A 17,943-nucleotide genomic window follows, 5' to 3' on the forward strand; every position below is an offset into this window, starting at 1 on the left:
TCACTCAAAGCTGACAGGAATATGAATTGCTTCATAAACCTGACTTACTTTAGTGTGAGACTCTTGATACTTTCGCTATCTGATCCGAAGATCAGCTCGCTTCCATCAAGCGCCCACACTTATCGGCTGTTAATTTTTAAAGAACATTTCTGCGAGGAACATTGTGTTTCTCAGCAGCGCTGCGTTTTCAGCAGCAGAGAAGCGAGATTATTAACCGTTTTTTAAAATTCGTCAATAACTTTTTTAACTACTTCGTTACGACGACTGCGGTTTAATTTCGTGTGCGCCAGGGTCGCTATAACCGACCTCAACAGCACCGCTTCCCTTCTTCCCCCGCGCCGTGTTTCCGTTAGCGCGAAAGAGGCGAGATTCTAAGCACCTGCCCCGATCTCCGCAACCCCCTTTGTGAAATATTTTTGACATGCAGTGCCGGGGGCCGCTGAGCCTCCCTGGTGGTCATATATAAGCGACACGGCAGGAGTCGCCTCGGTCGCCCGTGAACAGTCCCGCCGTATCGAACCCAACCCTCCGTCGCTCACCGCCCCACCATCGCCCTCACCACGCCATCCCTACGAATCAACCCGTGATACAGCGCGGCCGCGAAGTGCGCGAGGAACGTAGCGAAGAACAAGTAAGCCAGCACCCGGTGCGCGACCCTGAGCCAGGCGAACGTCACCGGGTCGGCCGAAACAAGCGCCGGCAACTGCACCCCATCGCCCAGCGTCACCGGATACCCGCCGGCCGAAAGCATCGCCCACCCGATCAGCGGCATCGCGATCATCAGCGCATAGAGCACGAGATGCGACCCATGCGCGGCAACCTTCTGCCACCACGGCAGATCCTCGGGCAACGCCGGCGGCTTCGACAAAAAACGCACCACGATCCGCACGCAAACCAGCACCAGCACCGCGACACCCAGCGGCTTATGAATCGCCACCAGAACCGCATGCCGCTCGGAGACGGACGAAACCATCCCCACCCCGATAAACAGCATCGCGACGATCATCGCGGCCATCACCCAATGCAGCACCCTCGCCGGCAGACTAAACGTCGTAGAAATCTTCATCACCGCCCCTCCGAACTCAACTTGGCCACCCCCGCCACGCCAGCCTCTTCACTGGTCCGCCGCAGATACGAATCCGCATAAGCCGCCGAGCGCGCCGCCAGCAACGGATCCCCCGACACCTGAATCCCCTGCGGCAGCACCGTCGGGTCGTAATTCACGTCGCGGCACGGCCCGCTGTCCTGCGCCTCCACGCGATCGAGCACGAGCGTGCCCGCATCGATCGTCGTCCGCTGCGCGGGCCAGACCTTCGTCGCGTCGTCCACCGGATCGCCGGCCTCCGCCAGGGTGACCAGCAGCTTCCACTTCTGCGCACCCGCCGCGATGCGCTGCGTCACGTCCTGCTGCAACACGTTCGGATCCGCGGCCGTCGCGACGTCCCCGGCGCCGGCCGTCTGCTCCGGCACGACGCGCCACCTCACCGCCTGCCGCTTGCCCGCCGCGTCGACGAAGTAAAACGCGTTCAGCCCGTAATAACTCTCGGTGACGTAACTCGCGCTCGGTTTCGCACCCTTCACCCACTGCAGGAACGCGGCCGTCTCCGGATGCGCGCCGAAGAACGCCTTCGCCTTCGCCGGATCGGGCTTGCCCGTCTTCGGATCGGGCCGGGTCGCCACCGTCAGCTGATAAAACACCTGCGGCGTCGCCACCGGAAACACGGGCATCGCGTTCATCCCGGTCCGCCATTGCTCGCCGTCAGGCGCGGTGAGCTTCAGCGCGAGGCTGCGGATCGGCACGCTGCTGTCGGGCGCATACGGATTCCCGCCCGGCAGCGCGAAGCGCCCGACCACCGGCGTGCGCACCGCCTTGAAGAACGGCGCGACCGAATACGCACTCGCGGCCCCGTTGCCTTCGAAGTAACCGGTCACGCACACGCCCTTCGCGTGATTGCGCCGGTAGCCCGGATGGATGCCGCTGTTGGTCTGCAGCGCGTCGACGAGCCGCTGCGGGGTCAGACGCGCCGGCGCGAACCACCCGCCGACATACCCGAACGCGACGGCCACGCCGGCCACCGCGCCGCCGATCACGGCCCAGCGCCACCATCCGCGCCCGGGCTCGCGCTGCGGCGAAGAAGAGGAAGATTGCTTCATGGATGCACTCCCGATCGTCAGATCATTGTCGAACCCGCGTAGGACGCCACCCGCACCGCTTTATTCCACGAAAATTTTTTTCCTATGCTTGATGGAATAATCGACGCGGACCGACGTCCTACGCGGCATCTCGACCCTTTCGGCAACCGGCCCGGCCATGCCCTCCACCGCCCTCGACGACGACGCGTTGCGCGAACTCCTCCCCAGGCTGCGACGCTTCGCGCTCTGGCTGGCGCGCGACGTCCACGCGGCCGACGATCTCGTCCAGTCGACGCTCGAGCGCGCGCTGTCGCGCTGGACGAGCCGCCGCGACGACGCGTCGCTGCGCAGCTGGCTCTTCACGATCCTTTACCGGCAGTTTCTCGACGGCAAACGCAGCGCGAAGCGCTACGCGTGGCTGCTCGGCCGCATCCGCGATGACGACGAAGCACACTGGCCGTCCGCCGAACGCGAATTCGCGGCGCGCGCGACGCTCGAAGCGTTCGGCCGGCTCTCCGACGAGCAGCGCAGCCTGCTGCTGCTCGTCGCGATCGAGGGCTTCACCTATCAGGAAGTCGCCGACCTACTCGACGTGCCGATCGGCACCGTGATGTCGCGGCTCTCCCGCGCGCGCCAGGCGCTGCGCCAGCTCAGCGACGGCGAGCTTCCCGCTCCTTCTCTGCGATTGATGAAGAAATGAACACGCCTCCGAACGAACACGACCTTCAGGCCTATGTCGACGGCCAGCTCGACGACGATGCGCGCGCCGCGGTCGAGCGTTATCTCGCGCTGCATCCGGAGCGTGCGGAACAGGTGAAGCGATGGCAGCAGGATGCGCAGCGGTTGAGGGCGGCGCTGGAGAGCGTGCGGATGCCGGCGGATAACCCCGCGCTCGATCCGGCGTCGATTCGCGCACGGCGGGCGGAACGCACGCGGATGCGGTTTGCGATGGCGGCTTCGTTCGTGTTCTGCGTCGGGCTGGGAACGTTCGGCGGGTGGCAGGCGCGCGGGTGGAACGCGGCGCCGGCTGTCGCGCCGATGAGCGATGCGGTCGAGGCTTACAAGATGATGGTGGTCGATCAGACGGCGAAGGTGGATTACCGGCCGACGGGTGCGGGCGATTTGCAGGGGTGGCTCACCCGGCGCGTCGGGGCTTCGGCACGGCTGCCGGATTTGAGCGCGGCGGGGTTCAGGCCGGTCGGCGGACGGTTGTTCACGACGGACAGTGGAGGCACGGCTGCGATGGTGCTCTATGAGGACGGTGCCGGGCGAACGCTGAGCTTCTATCTCCGGCCGGCGGAATCGGCACATCGGCTGCTGCCGGCCGGGCAACGTGTGGATGGTGCGTTGCTGGCACGGTATGGGTCGGCGAACGGGCTCAACTATGCGGTGGTCGGGCCGGCCGGGAGTCTTGGGGAGAAGGCGGTCGTGCAGGCGCTCGATCAGCAGACTTGAGTGGTACGATGCGCGCCGCGCTGGAGCCGTTGGCGGGCGCTAGCGCGCTGCGCGGTGCGGCTTGGCTGGCTTGAGCGTGCTCACGTTCACCGCTCGAATGCACAGCGTTTCGAGTGACTTTGCTGGTCTGTTGTCCACATCGAAACGCGTTCGGCACCCTCGCCTTTGAAATCACAGGGTTTCGAGTCGCTGCGGAACAGGATATCCACATCGATCATGGCGAAGCCACGGGCTATCATCGGTCGACTTGCTCACCTTTGGTGGGCACAGCGTTTCGGGTTGTTTTGGGGCTTCGATATCCACAACCCTTGCGGTAAAACGAATGCCTGCGCCGGGTTCGATTGCTCTCACCGGTTGAGCGCACAGGGTTTCGAGTTCGTTGGCTCCTGGATATCCACAACGCATTCAACCTTGGGGCGTCGCCCGCGAATTCTCCACGTCATCCGATCGATTCGGGCAAAAAGCCCGCCAAACAAGGCATTCGGTGTGATCCTCCTTGTCGAAAACAAGACGCTCACCCATCCAATGCACAGAGATTCGACTGGATTGGCGTGCGGGTTGTCCACATGCCGCCTACCGACAGCGGCAAGAACGGCGATGGACTTTCAGCGCTCGATTACGTCTTGGAAAACAACTCGATCGACAGTCATTCGAGTTCGCCGGAATCCGAGCCCAGCTTGCGATCCGAACGCACGCTCACCAACTGGGTGAACAGCGTTCGGAATCGTTTCGCGCACCGGTTATCCACAAACGAAGGCTGAGCACGTTCGCGTCACGAGCACATCATCGGTATTGCCGCGATATGAGCATCGCATCAATGCTGTTCGACGACGTATTGCTCCGGACTGCGCCACGCAATCGAACGGTACCCACGTCGCACGACACCGATGTCGCGGTAATACTCGACGAGCGCTTGCGGGCTCCAGTCACGGCCTGCGGAAAACAATGCGTCGAGATCGACAAGCGCGGCAACGAGCGAGCGGCGATCGTCATCGTCCACGATCGCGCGTTCCCAGCGATCGGAATGTCGAGCGAAGCCCAGCCGCACCAGCACCTCGACGACGGCTGCCACATCCGTCACGACAACAGCGACATCGCCGGCAATATCCATCACAAGCGCCTCATTGACGGGTGTCTTCATCGATCGCCTCGCCCAGAGTGAGCCATCCGACGATCTCCGCGATGTCTTCGCCGGACAGTTGGCCGACGCGATCGACAAACACCCCATAGTCGAGATCGAACTTCACGTTTAATCGTTCGCCCTTGTAGCGGCTACACAGCACTTCGGCTTCGGAGATCGACACGCGTTGCTCGAACACGATGTCGCTCGGGTGTTGCTGCATCCGGTGTACGACGGCATCGATATCGAGCGCGTCGAGCCGGGTTAACGAAGAATCGGTCATTGCCGTGAGCCTGTGCGCCAGGCCTTCGTATCCTGAATGCCGGCGATTCTACAGATACAGTGGTTCGCGCATCATCCGATGCGCGTCACAGCTTGCCGCTTCGTCTATCCGTTCACCGCACGCAGTGCATATCCTGCGCGGATCACAGTCGGCGGACTGTGCTTATCCAAAGGTGTTAACAGGGTTCGTATATATACGTAGTGATAGTTAACAAGCCCTGTGCCTCACAGTGGATAACCTCCGTAACGCACTGAATTTTCAACACGAAGCAGGATGCATAACCATGGGCGTGTCACGTGAACAGCTCCGCGGAGCACAGAACAACTTTTCGTCGATTCACAGCCGCGACGACATATCCTCAATCGCTCCACTGTGAATCCAGAGGCTTGCAGGACGGTTATCCAGAGGGGCGTGTGGATAACCTCGCGGTGCCGACGCGTTTCGCTGTGACACCAGACATCGGGCACGCGCAGCAACCAGCAAGACCACACGCCTCTCGATTCAAAAAATTTTCACGAAGGGGCTTGTGCTCTGCGAAAACCGTCTCTATAATTCGCGGCTTCTTAGGCTCGTAGCTCAGTTGGTTAGAGCACCACCTTGACATGGTGGGGGTCGTTGGTTCGAATCCAATCGAGCCTACCAACGAACAAAATGAAGGGGTCGGCAGCGCGAATTGCCTACAGGCAATCCGGCTCGCCAAACAGACAAACGCCACGCGGCAACTTCGCGTGGCGTTTTTCTTTTTCCGGCCGAAACAACGCATGTTGCCCCCGATGCGTTGCACGCGATCCACGGCATCGCATCCTCATCGGCATCCCGACCCGCGATACACACCGAGTAGAATCGTGTGCGCATCGAAGCGCGCTGCACCGCAAGCCGCCCGATTTCCGGCGCATCCAAACCGCATCAAAACCGCATCAAAACTACAACGCGCGATCCGCGCGACTGAGAGCAAACGACCATGTCCGAGGTCACGACCACCGCATCGTCCGCGAGCAACGACGAAATCGCCGCTTACGTCGGCAAGAAAGCCGCGTGGTTCGAGCGAAAGTGGGAGATCGCCGCATCGCGCAAGAACCGGCAGTCCTGGAACTGGGCAGCGTGCTTCCTGGGCCCGGTCTGGATGGCGTATCGATGCATGTATTGGCAGGCGGCCGCCGTGCTGGGCGTCACGCTCGGCATCACGCTGGTCGAGTTGCTGTACTTCCCGAAATACTTCGAATCGAGCACGCTCGACCCGATCACCATCGGGATCGCAGTTGCGCTCGGCTGGTGCGGGAACGGTATCTACAAGACGCACGTCGAACGCAACATCGAAAAGCTGCGCCCGAACGCGACGTCGAACCAATCGTTTCTCGCGCTGCTGGAGGCGCAAGGCGGCACGAACTGGCTTGCGGCGACCGGGTTCGCCATCGCGACGCCGCTGCTCGGTTTACTGATGGTCATGATCCACAACGTCGTGGTCGCGACGCAGTAACAGCGACAACCGACGATCGGCAAAGCAGGGCGGAGAAGCAGGAAGAGGCGGGCGAAAAGCGGGCGGAGGGCAACATCGCACACGTGCACGACACGCGACGCCCCCCCGCGCCGCACTCAATGCAAATGCTTCAACTTGTCAGGATTCCGCACGACATAGATCGCGACGATCTTCCCGTCCTCGATCTCGAGCGCCGTCGTCTGCAGCTCACCATCCGATTCCAGCGTAACGAAACCCGGCAACCCGTTGATGAACCCGGCCCGCACGAGCTTCGACGCATGCGTGGCGAACAGCTCGGCCAGGTATTCGTGCACCTTCATCACGTGCTCGAAGCCGAACACCGGTTTGCCCGCAGCCGAGCGCTTGCCGCCGCCGTCCGAATGCAGGCTCACGTCCTCGGCGAGCATCGCGCCGAGCGCGCGCATGTCGCCGCTGCGCGATGCCGCGAAGAACGCCTCGGCCAGCTCGATCCCGCGCTGCTTCTCTACATGAAACCGCGGCCGCGCCTCGCGCACGTGCGTGCGGGCCCGCGCGGCGAGCTGCCGGCATGCGGCCGGGTCGCGCTGGATCGTCGTCGCAACTTCATCGAACTCGAGGCCGAACACGTCGTGCAGCAGGAACGCCGCACGTTCGAGCGGCGAGAGCCGTTCGAGCGCGAGCAGCAGCGGCAGCGTGACGTCTTCCTGTTCGTCTTCCTCGACGACCGGCTCGGGCAGCCACGGGCCGATATAGGTCTCGCGCTGGTGCCGCGCGGACTTCAGCTGGTCGAGGCACATGCGCATCACCATGCGGCGCAGGAACGCCTCGGGCACGCGCACCTCGGTACGGTCGACGTCCATCCAGCGGATGAACGCCTCCTGCACCATGTCCTCGGCATCCGCGACGGAACCGAGCATCCGGTACGCGACGCGAATCAGCGTGCGGCGCAGCGGGTCGAAGCTCGCGGCCGCGTCGGCCCGTTCTTCGGCGCTGCCCCTGGCCGGATCGAGGTTCGTCATCAGGCCACCATCTTCGCGGCAGCGGCCTTCGCGTCGGCCGGCTCGATCCACAGCCCGAAGCCGACAGCGAGCCGGTTCCAGCCGTTGATCACGTTGATCATCAGCGTGAGTTTCACCTGTTCCTCCTGGCTGAAGTGGTCGTTCAGCGCCGCATAGGCGGCTTCGTGCGCGGCGTGGCCCTCGGACAGCCGCGTGAGCGCTTCGGTCCAGCCGAGCGCCGCGCGTTCGCGGTCGGTGTAGCAGGGCGCTTCGCGCCACGCGGACAGCAGGTAGATGCGCTGCTCGGTCTCGCCTTGCTCGCACGCCTCGGCGGTGTGCATGTTAATGCAGTTCGCGCACGCGTTGATCTGCGATGCGCGGATCTTGACCAGCTCGATCAGCGTCGGCTCGAGGCTCCCGGCGGCGGCGACCGACACGGTCATCCAGTTCTTCATCAGCGCGGGCGCGGCGGCAAACGGATTGAGTTTCGCAGTCATGGTTCCTTCTCCTTTCGTGTGGGTTCCGGTGATATGACGAGCGAGCCCCCCGCGTGTGTGACATCGACGCAAAAAATTTTTCTGAAGCGCGCGGGAACGCGGGTCAGCAGGGTGCCGACGACCACGAACGACAGAACGACGTGACGGCGTTTGTCAGACGAGAACCCCACGCGTCACCGAGCCGTCACGATCGCCGCGCGGATGTCATGGGTCGTCAGTAGCCGCAACCGCCGGCATGCGCGTTGCGCTGCCTCGCAACGCAGGGCTCCAGCACGCATCGACGGTCTGTCACGCATGCGACACGCTCACGGCCAATGCTTTCATTTTTCTTTCGATCACGTTTCATCCGCATCCCGATTCGCAGCATTCACATTTCTAGACCATACTGTTCTGCACGGGCAGATGAAGTGAAGCCGCATCTGCGGCCCGGCGCGCGCGCCGGCTGCCCGACGACGCAGCAGCAGGTCGCACGTCAGCCGCGCGCATCATGCGCAAGGCTTTCCCTTTTCCGGCAACGCAACGCAGCGAATCGCGACGTGAACGGTAAACCGATGAGCCTCCTTGCATCACAGCTTCAGCGCCGTTTCCAGGATGTGCGCACCCATAGTGTCGCGTTGACCGCGACGCTGTCCGCCGAAGACCAGGCCGTGCAGTCGATGCCCGACGCGAGCCCGACGAAATGGCACCTCGCGCATACGACCTGGTTCTTCGAGACCGTCGTGCTGATGCGCCGCGTGCCCGGCTACGCGCCGTTCAACGACGCATTCCAGTTCCTCTTCAATTCCTATTACGAAGCGCTCGGCCCGCGCCATCCGCGGCCGCAGCGCGGGCTGCTCACGCGGCCGTCGCTCGACGAGGTGCACGCGTACCGGCAGCACATCGACGAAGCGATGCTGCGCGCGCTGGCCGGTGCCGATCCGGCGCTGCTCGAGGTGATCGCGCCCGAGGTCGAGCTCGGCCTGCATCACGAGCAGCAGCACCAGGAGCTGATCGTCACGGACATGCTGCATGCGTTCTCGTGCAACCCGCTGAAGCCGGCGTTCCGGCCACGCAACGGGGTCGACGGCGACGCGATGGCCGCGGGCGATGCCGGCGCGCAGCACTGGCTGCACCAGCCGGGCGGGCTCGTCGAGATCGGCCACGACGGCGATGCGTTCTCGTTCGACAACGAACGGCCGCGCCATACGGCGCTCATACGGCCATACGAGATCGCGAACCGCCTCGTGACGAATGCGGAATTCGCGGCGTTCGTCGCCGACGGCGGCTACACACGCCCAGAATTCTGGCTGTCCGACGGCTGGGCCACGGTGCAGCGGGAAGGGTGGCAAGGCCCTGCGTACTGGATGCCCGACGACGACGATGCGGCCGCCACGCGCGTGCGCCGCACGTTCGGCCTGCACGGCGTCGAACCGCTCGCGCCCGATGCACCGGTGTGTCACGTGAGCTTCTACGAAGCGGCCGCGTATGCGGAATGGGCCGGCGCGCGGCTGCCGACCGAGTTCGAATGGGAAGCCGCGTTCGCCGCGGACGGCATCAGGCAGATGCTCGGGCACGTGTGGCAGTGGACGCGCTCGTCCTACGAGCCGTATCCGGGCTTTCGACCGCTCGCGGGTGTCGCGGCCGAATACAACGGCAAGTTCATGGTCGGCCAGCAGGTCCTGCGCGGCAGCAGCATCGCGACGCCGCCCGGGCACGAACGGCCGACGTACCGCAATTTCTTTCCGCCGGCCGCGCGCTGGCAATTCATGGGGGTGCGACTTGCGCGAGACGTCTGACCTCACGGCCAAGAGCGGTGGCCAGCAACCCGCCCGCGATTCGCGGCCGAGCGCGTTCGAGCGCGACCTGATCGACGGACTGTCGCGCACGCCGCGCAACATTCCGCCGAAATACTTCTACGATGCGGCCGGTTCCGCGCTGTTCGACCGCATCTGCGAGCTGCCCGAGTACTACCCGACACGCACCGAGCTCGGCATCCTGCGCGATCGCGCGGCGGAGATCGTGCGGCGCGTGGGCCCGCATGCGGACATCGTCGAATTCGGCGCGGGCTCGCTCGAGAAGATCCGCGTGCTGCTCGACGCGTTCGCGGGCAACTACGCGAACGCGCCGGCGCGCTACGTGCCGGTCGACATCTCGGCCGACTACCTGCACGGCGCGGCCGCGCGGCTGCGTTCGGCCTATCCGTGGCTCGACGTCGCGCCGATCGCGGCCGACTACACGAAGGCCGAGCAACTCGCCGAGCTGACCGAGACGCCGCGGCGGCGCATCGGTTTCTTTCCCGGCTCGACGATCGGCAACTTCTCGCCGGAAGAGGCCGACGCGTTCCTGCGCGATGCCGCGCGACTGCTGCGCGGCGGCGGCTTGCTGGTCGGCGCCGATCTCGTGAAGGACGAGCGCACGCTGCATCACGCGTACAACGACGCGCAGGGCGTGACCGCGCAGTTCAACCTGAACCTGCTCGCGCGCGCGAACGCAGAGCTCGGCGCGGACTTCGATCTCGACGCGTTCTCGCATTGCGCGTTCTACGATCGCGAACGGCAGCGCATCGAGATGCATCTGGTCAGCGACCTCGCGCAGACGGTGCACGTGCGCGGCCATGCGTTCCGCTTCGAGGCCGGCGAGCGCATCCACACGGAGAACTCGCACAAGTTCACGATCGACGGCTTCCATGCGATCGCGCGCCGCGCAGGATTCGAGCCCGATACCGTGTGGACCGACGCGGACAACCTGTTCAGCGTGCACTGGCTGCGCAGCGTCGACGATATCCGCGCGTAACGCGCGCTCCGGCGAACCGCCCGCGCACGGTGCGGGCGGTTCGTATTCCGGGCACGCCGAGCACTCCGGCGCGCTCCGATCGTCCGGTTTCGTACCGAAAATCCCCTTTTTACCGGCTCGATGCGCCGTTGCAACGGTGCCTGGAATGCCGCCTCTTCCTTGTCCCGCAAGGCTTTGCGGATCGCCGTAAACGCCCGTTACCGGTCTCGCATACCCGTTTCACCTGTGTCGGCGCCCCGTGCCTAGACTCCGAACCGTATTCACATGAAGCACGACACGTGCAGGGAGTCGCGAGATGAGCAAGAAACTTATTCTCGGTGCAGTTCTTGGTGTAGCGGCGCTGGCAGCTTCGGGCGTCGCATCGGCCCACGTCGACCTGTCGGTCGGCATCGGCGTGCCGGGCGTCTACGCGGCGCCGGCGCCCGTCTACGTGGCTCCGCCCCCGCCGGTCATGTATGCACCGGTCGGCTATCGCGGCGACGGTTGGCGCGATGGCTGGCGCGGCGATGGCTGGCGTGAGCGCGAATGGCGCGAACACGAGTGGCGTCGCCGTGAATGGCGCGAGCACGAGTGGCGCGATCGCGGCGGCTGGCGCGGCGGCCGCTGGGATTAAGCGGTTCGAATAATCAATACAAGAGGAGTGTGAACACATGATGCCCATTCGACACATCAGGCTGTGCGCGACCGCCGCCATCGTTGCGCTCGCAACGATCGGCAGCGCGCACGCGGCGGGCTGCATGAAGGGCGCGGTGGTCGGCGGTGTTGCCGGCCACTACGCCGGGCACCACGCCGTCGCCGGTGCGGTCGGCGGCTGTATCGTCGGCCACCACATGGCGAAGAAGCACGCGCAAGAGCAGGCCGCGCAGCACAAGGCCGCCGTGCAGGGCATGCAGCCGGCACAGTAAGCGCAATCGTTACCGGGGCGGCGCTGCGGCGCCGCGCCCGCCTGCTTCGTTTCCCCGTTTACGCATGACAGGATGGCGGCGCCATCCGGATTGATCTGATGAATGCATGCCGCGCGCATCGTTACGATCATTTACAACGTGGTGTGGCGCGAATCGTGCGCGTTCCTAGAATGCAATCACACAAACGCGCTCCAGGGAGCACAAGATGAAACATCAACGATACCTGTCCGTGCTGACCGCCGCGCTGCTCGCGCTCGGCACGGTTTCCGCGTATGCGGCCGCCGGCGGCAATGGCGGTGGCAACGGCGGCGGTCATGGCGCAGGCGGCTCCGGCGGCAACGCGGGCGGCATGTCCGCTGGCCACATGAGCGGCTCGGCGCTGAGCAACTCGAACAGCGTGCACGCGGGCGACCGCGACAAGGGCCTGGCGCGCGCGGCGGACCGCTCCGATACGATCGCCGATCGCGCCGGCACGCAGCCGGGCCACGGTCACACGCACGGGCATACGCATGGCCATACCGCGCATGCGTCGACGTCCACGCATCATTCGCATCGCAACGCATTCGGCCGCACGCTGTAAGCACGGCACGCAAATGCGATGGAAGGGCGCTTCGGCGCCCTTTTTCATTGCGGCAACGCAATGCCGCTGTCGCGCAAAAACATCGTGCCGACCCGATTTGCAACCAGCCGTAACCGCGCCGCAAACGCGCGAGAATACGAATCGCTTTCACGCGGATAACAAACGGGAAATCGACGCCGGTAGCGGACATCGCACGGGTGCCGCGCACGGCCTGATCCATGAAAAAAAGCTGCGCCTCGTGAGCCGTTTGCGCGGCAGATCGATCTGCTCGCTCTGCGCAACCTCCGAGCCCGTTCCCGGAAAAACAAAAACCCCACGCTCCGAAAAACGTGGGGTTCGTCAGCCGTCTGGGGCGGCTCATCGCCCCCCTTCGCCGCCCTTCGTTTCAGCGCCCGGCGCCCGCCAGCGGCGCCGCGGGTTCGAACAACGCGTCCGCCTGCCTGACGCGCACGAACCGCGCCGCGCCGTCGCCGTCCACCAGCGCACGGAAATGCGCTTCACCGCACGCGAGCTTCGCGCGCTCGTGCTCGCTCGGCACGTTGCCGTCCGCATTCGGCGTATCGACGACGAAGTACAGCCGCTCGCCGCCGTCCTGTTCCGCGAGCACGGCCCAGTCCGGGTGATAGCTGCCGAGCGGCGTCGCCACGCGGAACCACGCGGGCAGCTTCGCGTACAGCTTCACGCCGTCGTGCGCCTCGAGCGCATCGGCGAACGCGCGCTCCGCGTCCGTCTCGCACACGACCGCTTCGTGGATCGACTTTCGCGCATCGGGCCGCAGGTTACGCAGATAGCCGGTCAGCGCCTCGCTCTCGAACGATTCGAGGGCATGCACGTGGCGCTCGCCGAGCTTGCGGTACGCGATGCCCGCGACGAGCGCGAGCCGCTTGCAGCGGTTGATCGCATCGGCCGCGACCGCGATGAACTGCTGCGGATTCACGCGGAAATCGTCGAGCCGGCCGCTGTCGGCCAGGATCGTCGCGAGCGAACGGCGCGTGAGCTGCGTGCGGTCCTGCAGTTCGGTGAGCAGGTCGGGCAGCGGCAGCTCGCCTTCGTCGATCAGCACCGTGCCGGCGCCGGCCACCTCGATCGCCTCGATGCCGGCCTTGCCGATGTCGATCTCGGCCTTGCGCCACTGCAGCCGCGCACGCGCGATGTCCGGCGCGTCGTGCAACGCGGCCGCGCAGTCGCGCACGAGCTTCGCGTTGTCGAACTCGACGCGGTACACGGTGCGATGACGGATGCGGTCCCACAGCGCGCGGAAATCCTCGCCGAACACGACGGCCTTGCCCGATGCATCGCGCCGCAGTGCAATCGCGCGGCGCTCGTCCGCGTTGCGCACAGCGAAGCGGCCCGACAGTTTGCGCAGCGTCGCGACGATCGGCGCGCGCAGCATCTCGAACGCACCCGGCAGCACGAGCGCGCTCTGGCGCAGCGCATCCTTCAGCCGGTCGAGCACCTTGCCCTGCGCGTCGACGTAGCCCTGCTCGTGCAGATGGGTCCACAGCACGCGCGACAGCTCGATGCCGAGCGCATGCGCGGGCCCGTCGCCTTCCTGCACGGGCAGCGCCGCGAACTGGTGCTCCTCGACGATCCCGAAACGGATGCCCGTATCGGCCTCGATTTCCTTCTGCAGGTTTTCCGCGAACGACTCGTAGCGTTCGGTCGCGATCACGGTGAGCGTGTTCACGCCCGCGTCGCGCACGCGTTCGCCGTCCTGGTCGACGGCGAGGCGCAGCCCGCGGCCGAGCGTCTGGCGGCGCTCGCGTTCGGTCTGGATGTCGCGCAGCGTGCAGATCTGGAACACGTTCGGGTTGTCCCAGCCTTCCTTCAGCGCCGAGTGCGAGAAGATGAACTTCAGCGGCGTGTCGAACGACAGCAGTGCTTCCTTCTCGCGCATGATGAGGCCGTACGCGCGCTCCGCGTTCTCGCGGGCCGCGGCGCTGCTCTCGCTCGTATCGGTCCAGCCGCCCTTGCGGTCGATCGAGAAGTAGCCGTTGTGCGCGCGCCCGACTTCGAGCGCGACGTCGACGCCGTCGAACAGCGCCCGGTAGGCCGGCACGCGCGCCGCGCGCGCATATTCCTCTTCGAAGATCAGCGCGTAATCGCCCTTCACGGGCATCCCGTTTTCGTCGTAGCGGCGATAGCGCTCGACCGAATCGACGAAGAACAGCGACAGCACCTTCACGCCGCGCTCCGCGAGGCGCAGCTCCTTGTCGAGATGTTCTCGGATCGTGCGGCGGATCATCTCGCGTTGCACCGCGAGCGTGTCGATGTCGCCGAATGCCTCGCCGAGCGACAGGAACGCCTCGCCTTCCGGATGGCGCAGCTCGACGTATTCGGCACCCTTCAGCGCATGCACTTCGCCGATCCGCAGCCCCGCGTATAGCGCGCGCTTGGTCAGGCGTTCGAGATCGTCGCCGTCGGTGGCCGACACGATCTGGCGCTTCACGCCGGCCGCCGTCGCGACGTCGAGCTCGACGCGCGCGCTGATCGCGCCGCGCCGGTTCGACACGCCGACGAGCCGCACGTATGGCTTGTTGTGCGCATCCTCGACGATCGCCGACGCGATCTCGATCTGCTTGACGAGCTTGCGCTCGTACGCGTCGACCGCGTCGAGCCGGTACACCATGTGGTGACGGTCGACGTGCGTCGCCGAATAGCGCAGCGTGCAGAGCGGCGCCATCGCGGCCAGCGCTTCGCGGCCGCGCCCTTCTAGCCCGCCGTCGACGCTCTGCGGCTCGTCGACGATCACGATCGGCCGCGTCGCGCGGATCAGGTCGATCGGCTTCTCGCCGCCGGTCTTCTCGCTGTCCTTGTAGAGGTTGTTGATTTCCTTCTTGTTGATCGCGGCCACCGTCATCACCATGATCTGGATCGCCGCGCTCGCCGCGAAGTGGCGCACCTGGCCGAGCTTCGCGGAGTCGTACAGGAAGTAGTCGTACGGCACGCCCGCGTACAGCGCGCGAAAGTGATCCTCGGTGATCGAGAGCGTCTTGTGCACGCCTTCCTTGATCGCGATCGACGGCACGACGATCACGAACTTCGTGAAGCCGTAGCGGCGGTTCAGCTCGAAGATCGTGCGCAGGTACACGTAGGTCTTGCCGGTGCCGGTCTCCATCTCGACGGTGAAGTCGCGCGAGCCGGGCAGGCCGGACGGCGGCAGCCCGCCGCGCAACTGCACGTCGGCGAGATTGCGCGCGAGCGCGTCGTCGGTCAGCGACAGCCGGTTGCCGACGCCCTGTTCCGATACCGCGAAGCCGAGCGAGCCTTGAGCTGCGGCCGTGGTGCCGGGCGCGGCGTTCGCGAGCACGCTGAAGTCGCCGCGATACGATTCCTGGCCGCGAAACAGGTCGCAGACGGCGTCGATCGCGTCGCGCTGGTAGTCGAGATCCGCTTCGAAATGCAGCCGCATCACAGGCTCCGCACGCGCTTCACGCCGTGCTGTTCGAGCAGCGCGGCGAGATTGAGCTTCGCGACGTCGTCGACGAAGCCGCTGTCGCGGAACAGGCACGTGACGTCATGCGACGCGCCGGTCGCGTCGAGCAATTCGACGATGCCGTCGGCAAGCGGGCCAGCGTCGTCGCGCGAGATGCGCGCGTCGAAGCACGCGACGATCGAGCGGCCGATCAGGTGCACGGTCTTGCCGGCGATCTGGTGATGCTCGACCGGCGTGCACAGGTCGAGGCCGAGCTTCAGCGTCAGCTCGGCGAGCAGGTCATCCTCGGTGCGGCCGGTCTTCACGTGCTCGACGGACGCGAACAGCGCGTGGTCGAAGTCGTCACGGCGCGGGTCCCACTCGATCACGTTGGTCGTGTCGAGCCGGTACACGCGGAAGCCGAGGTCGCCATAGCTTTCCGGATAGTCGCGCGCGACCTGCTGCGCGGCGCGGCGCAGGCGCTCCTTGGTGATTTCGGCGAGCGTCGCGGGCTTCTTCAGCTTCGCGCAGAAATCGGCGGCGCCCTGCTGCGTCTTGTCGCGGCGATCGAGCGCCTCGGGCAGTTGCACCATCACGTAGCGGCGCGCGCCGCCGTCGGTCGCGTTCACCTGCATCACCGCGTGGCCGGTCGAGCCGGAGCCCGCGAAGCAGTCGAGCACGATGTCGTCGCCGCGCGTGCACCAGCCGATCACGGCCGCCGCGAAATCGACCGGCTTCGGCTGGTCGAACGGGATCCCGAGCGTCTTCAGCAGCGCGTCGTCGGAGCCGGCGAACGGCAGCACCGACGGCACGTTCTCGTACATGTTCTCGTCGAGATAGTAGATCCGCTGCGGCTGCGTGCTTTCGTCCGCGCCGAATTCGATCTGGCCGCGCTCGATCAGCGCCTGCATCGTCGCGGGCGGGTTGCGCCAGCCGCGCGCCGGCATCGCGCACGGCTTGCCGGTGACCGGGTGGATCAGCGGCGTGAAATATTCTTCCGGCGCCTTCTTCTTGTTCGGCCACGCCATCGACACGAGGCGGTACACGCGGCCGTCTTCCGACAGCCGGTCGTACATCACTTCGCCGCCGGACAGGTTGGTCTGCGCCTTCATCCACGCGCGGTATGCCTTCTGCGCGTCCTTCGGGTTGCCGCTGCGGTACACCGCGTCATGCGCGGCGTCGAGCATGCGCTGCGCATTGCGCTTCGGGCGCTTGAGCGGCGCCTGTTCGAGCAGCGTCTCGGCATTGCGCGCGAACAGCACCAGCGATTCGTGCTGGTACGCGACACCGCGCGCGTCGCCCTTCGGGTTGCGCTTGTCCCACACGGCGACGCCGAGCTCGTTCTCCTCGCCGAAGATCTCGCGCAGCATCAGCACCAGCGCATGCACTTCGTGCTCGTCGATGTGCACGGCGATCAGCCCTTCGTCGGACAGCAGCGCGTGCGCGAGCTTCAGGCGCGGATACATCATGTTCAGCCAGTCGGTGTGGAACCGGCCGTTCGCCTCGGTGTTGGTGCTGCGCTTCGCGCCGCCCTGGGTCTGCCCGGTCATCGCCAGGTAGTGGCGGATGCTGTCGCTGAAGTCGTCCGGATAGACGAAATCGCTGCCCGTGTTGTACGGCGGGTCGATGTAGACGAGCTTCACCTTGCCCGCGTAGCTCTTGTGCAGCAGCTTCATCACGTCGAGGTTGTCGCCCTCGATCACGAGATGGCGCGTGTCGTCCCACGCGACGCTGTCGTCGGGGCAGGGGCGCAGCGTGCCCGTCGACGGCGTCAGCGCGGCCTGGCGCGCGCTGCGCTTGCCGTGCCAGTGGAAGCCGTAGCGCTCGTCGGCGTCGCCGACCGTGCGTTCGCCGATCAGCGCCTTCAGCACGTCGACGTCGACCGACGCGCCGTCGGGGCCTTCGGTCACGAGTTCGGGGAACAGCGCCTTCAGGCGCGCGACGTTGTCGGCGGTGAAATCCGTCGACATCGCCTGCGGGCTGGCCGCATCGAGTTTCTGCATCGTCTTTTCCATCGGAGCCCGGCCGTGCGCGCCAGGACGTCGGGCGCGCTCACGGCACTGGCGGCAATGGCCGCCCGGGCAAACCCGAAACGCTAGCGAGTCGGTCGGCGCAGGTCAAGCGCCGATGTGGGCCGAACGTACGTGCATCGGCCGCGATCGCCCGCCGGACGGGCCGCAAGCGGTTTCGGGCCCGTTGTCGCCCGGACCGGCCGTCGGCCGCTGCGCGGGCGTCCGGCGGCAGTCCGGAAAGGACGAAAAAAGGGCACGGTCGGCGCAAAGCGCCGGCGTGCCCGCATGGAGAATCCCGGACGGAAGGTACGGCGGGG

16 protein-coding genes and 1 tRNA gene are annotated in these 17,943 nt (G+C 65.6%); 9 read left to right on the plus strand and 8 right to left on the minus strand.

Annotated elements, in window-relative coordinates; genetic code table 11:
- Positions 1 to 535: 535 nt before the first annotated feature.
- A complete protein-coding gene (locus tag KVT39_RS20460; protein ID WP_217590079.1) occupies positions 536 to 1,066 on the minus strand; it encodes a cytochrome b in 531 nt (176 codons plus the stop codon).
- Positions 1,066 to 2,154 (minus strand): catalase family peroxidase, encoded by a 1,089-nt coding sequence (locus KVT39_RS20465; protein ID WP_217590080.1) that lies wholly within the window; start codon positions 2,152 to 2,154, stop codon positions 1,066 to 1,068. The genes KVT39_RS20460 and KVT39_RS20465 overlap by 1 nt, the downstream gene beginning before the upstream one ends.
- A gap of 157 nt (positions 2,155 to 2,311) precedes the next feature.
- Between KVT39_RS20465 and KVT39_RS20470 the strand changes: the two genes are divergently transcribed.
- Complete coding sequence (locus KVT39_RS20470; protein ID WP_217590081.1) at positions 2,312 to 2,833, plus strand: sigma-70 family RNA polymerase sigma factor; 522 nt, start codon at positions 2,312 to 2,314, stop codon at positions 2,831 to 2,833.
- Positions 2,830 to 3,588: an anti-sigma factor gene (locus KVT39_RS20475; RefSeq protein ID WP_217590082.1), complete on the plus strand. Its 759-nt coding sequence runs from the start codon at positions 2,830 to 2,832 to the stop codon at positions 3,586 to 3,588. Before KVT39_RS20470 ends, KVT39_RS20475 begins: the two co-directional genes overlap by 4 nt.
- 814 nt (positions 3,589 to 4,402) lie before the next feature.
- On the opposite strand, the gene KVT39_RS20480 is transcribed toward KVT39_RS20475, so the two are convergent.
- Positions 4,403 to 4,729, minus strand: coding sequence for a hypothetical protein (locus tag KVT39_RS20480; RefSeq protein ID WP_217590083.1), 327 nt, complete (start codon positions 4,727 to 4,729; stop codon positions 4,403 to 4,405).
- Positions 4,710 to 4,991 (minus strand): hypothetical protein, encoded by a 282-nt coding sequence (locus tag KVT39_RS20485; protein WP_254640579.1) that lies wholly within the window; start codon positions 4,989 to 4,991, stop codon positions 4,710 to 4,712. The genes KVT39_RS20480 and KVT39_RS20485 overlap by 20 nt, the downstream gene beginning before the upstream one ends.
- Positions 4,992 to 5,556: 565 nt before the next feature.
- On the opposite strand from KVT39_RS20485, the gene KVT39_RS20490 reads away from it, so the two are divergent.
- Positions 5,557 to 5,633 (plus strand) — tRNA-Val (locus KVT39_RS20490).
- A gap of 319 nt (positions 5,634 to 5,952) precedes the next feature.
- A complete protein-coding gene (locus tag KVT39_RS20495; RefSeq protein ID WP_217590084.1) occupies positions 5,953 to 6,468 on the plus strand; it encodes a DUF2628 domain-containing protein in 516 nt (171 codons plus the stop codon).
- A 116-nt stretch (positions 6,469 to 6,584) separates the two neighbouring features.
- Here KVT39_RS20495 and KVT39_RS20500 read toward each other — a convergent pair whose 3' ends face one another.
- Positions 6,585 to 7,466 carry a sigma-70 family RNA polymerase sigma factor gene (locus tag KVT39_RS20500; protein ID WP_217590085.1) on the minus strand — a complete coding sequence of 294 codons (882 nt, stop codon included), beginning with the start codon at positions 7,464 to 7,466 and terminating at the stop codon, positions 6,585 to 6,587.
- Positions 7,466 to 7,942, minus strand: a complete 477-nt coding sequence (locus KVT39_RS20505) for a carboxymuconolactone decarboxylase family protein (RefSeq protein ID WP_217590086.1) — start codon at positions 7,940 to 7,942, stop codon at positions 7,466 to 7,468. The genes KVT39_RS20500 and KVT39_RS20505 overlap by 1 nt, the downstream gene beginning before the upstream one ends.
- 551 nt (positions 7,943 to 8,493) lie before the next feature.
- Here KVT39_RS20505 and egtB point away from each other — a divergent pair.
- The 5 genes from egtB (at position 8,494) to KVT39_RS20530 (ending at position 12,199) form a co-directional block, all read left to right on the plus strand.
- Positions 8,494 to 9,717 (plus strand): ergothioneine biosynthesis protein EgtB, encoded by a 1,224-nt coding sequence (egtB, locus tag KVT39_RS20510; RefSeq protein WP_217590087.1) that lies wholly within the window; start codon positions 8,494 to 8,496, stop codon positions 9,715 to 9,717.
- A complete protein-coding gene (gene egtD / locus KVT39_RS20515; RefSeq protein ID WP_217590088.1) occupies positions 9,701 to 10,714 on the plus strand; it encodes an L-histidine N(alpha)-methyltransferase in 1,014 nt (337 codons plus the stop codon). Before egtB ends, egtD begins: the two co-directional genes overlap by 17 nt.
- Positions 10,715 to 11,009: 295 nt before the next feature.
- Positions 11,010 to 11,327, plus strand: coding sequence for a hypothetical protein (locus KVT39_RS20520; RefSeq protein ID WP_034183773.1), 318 nt, complete (start codon positions 11,010 to 11,012; stop codon positions 11,325 to 11,327).
- Positions 11,328 to 11,364: 37 nt separating this feature from the next.
- Positions 11,365 to 11,619 (plus strand): glycine zipper 2TM domain protein, encoded by a 255-nt coding sequence (locus KVT39_RS20525; RefSeq protein ID WP_034183774.1) that lies wholly within the window; start codon positions 11,365 to 11,367, stop codon positions 11,617 to 11,619.
- A 205-nt stretch (positions 11,620 to 11,824) separates the two neighbouring features.
- The gene (locus KVT39_RS20530) at positions 11,825 to 12,199 is read left to right on the plus strand and encodes a hypothetical protein (RefSeq protein ID WP_217590089.1); all 375 of its coding nucleotides are present in this window, start codon (positions 11,825 to 11,827) and stop codon (positions 12,197 to 12,199) included.
- 385 nt (positions 12,200 to 12,584) lie between these two features.
- Here the strand turns inward: KVT39_RS20530 and KVT39_RS20535 are convergent, their stop codons facing one another.
- Both KVT39_RS20535 and KVT39_RS20540 read right to left on the minus strand, forming a co-directional pair.
- Positions 12,585 to 15,611: a type III restriction-modification system endonuclease gene (locus KVT39_RS20535; RefSeq protein WP_034183776.1), complete on the minus strand. Its 3,027-nt coding sequence runs from the start codon at positions 15,609 to 15,611 to the stop codon at positions 12,585 to 12,587.
- Complete coding sequence (locus KVT39_RS20540; protein WP_217590090.1) at positions 15,611 to 17,629, minus strand: site-specific DNA-methyltransferase; 2,019 nt, start codon at positions 17,627 to 17,629, stop codon at positions 15,611 to 15,613. The genes KVT39_RS20535 and KVT39_RS20540 overlap by 1 nt, the downstream gene beginning before the upstream one ends.
- Positions 17,630 to 17,943: the final 314 nt, after the last annotated feature.

It is taken from the genome of Burkholderia sp. GbtcB21 (assembly GCF_019091065.1).
GTDB lineage: Bacteria > Pseudomonadota > Gammaproteobacteria > Burkholderiales > Burkholderiaceae > Burkholderia > Burkholderia pyrrocinia_C.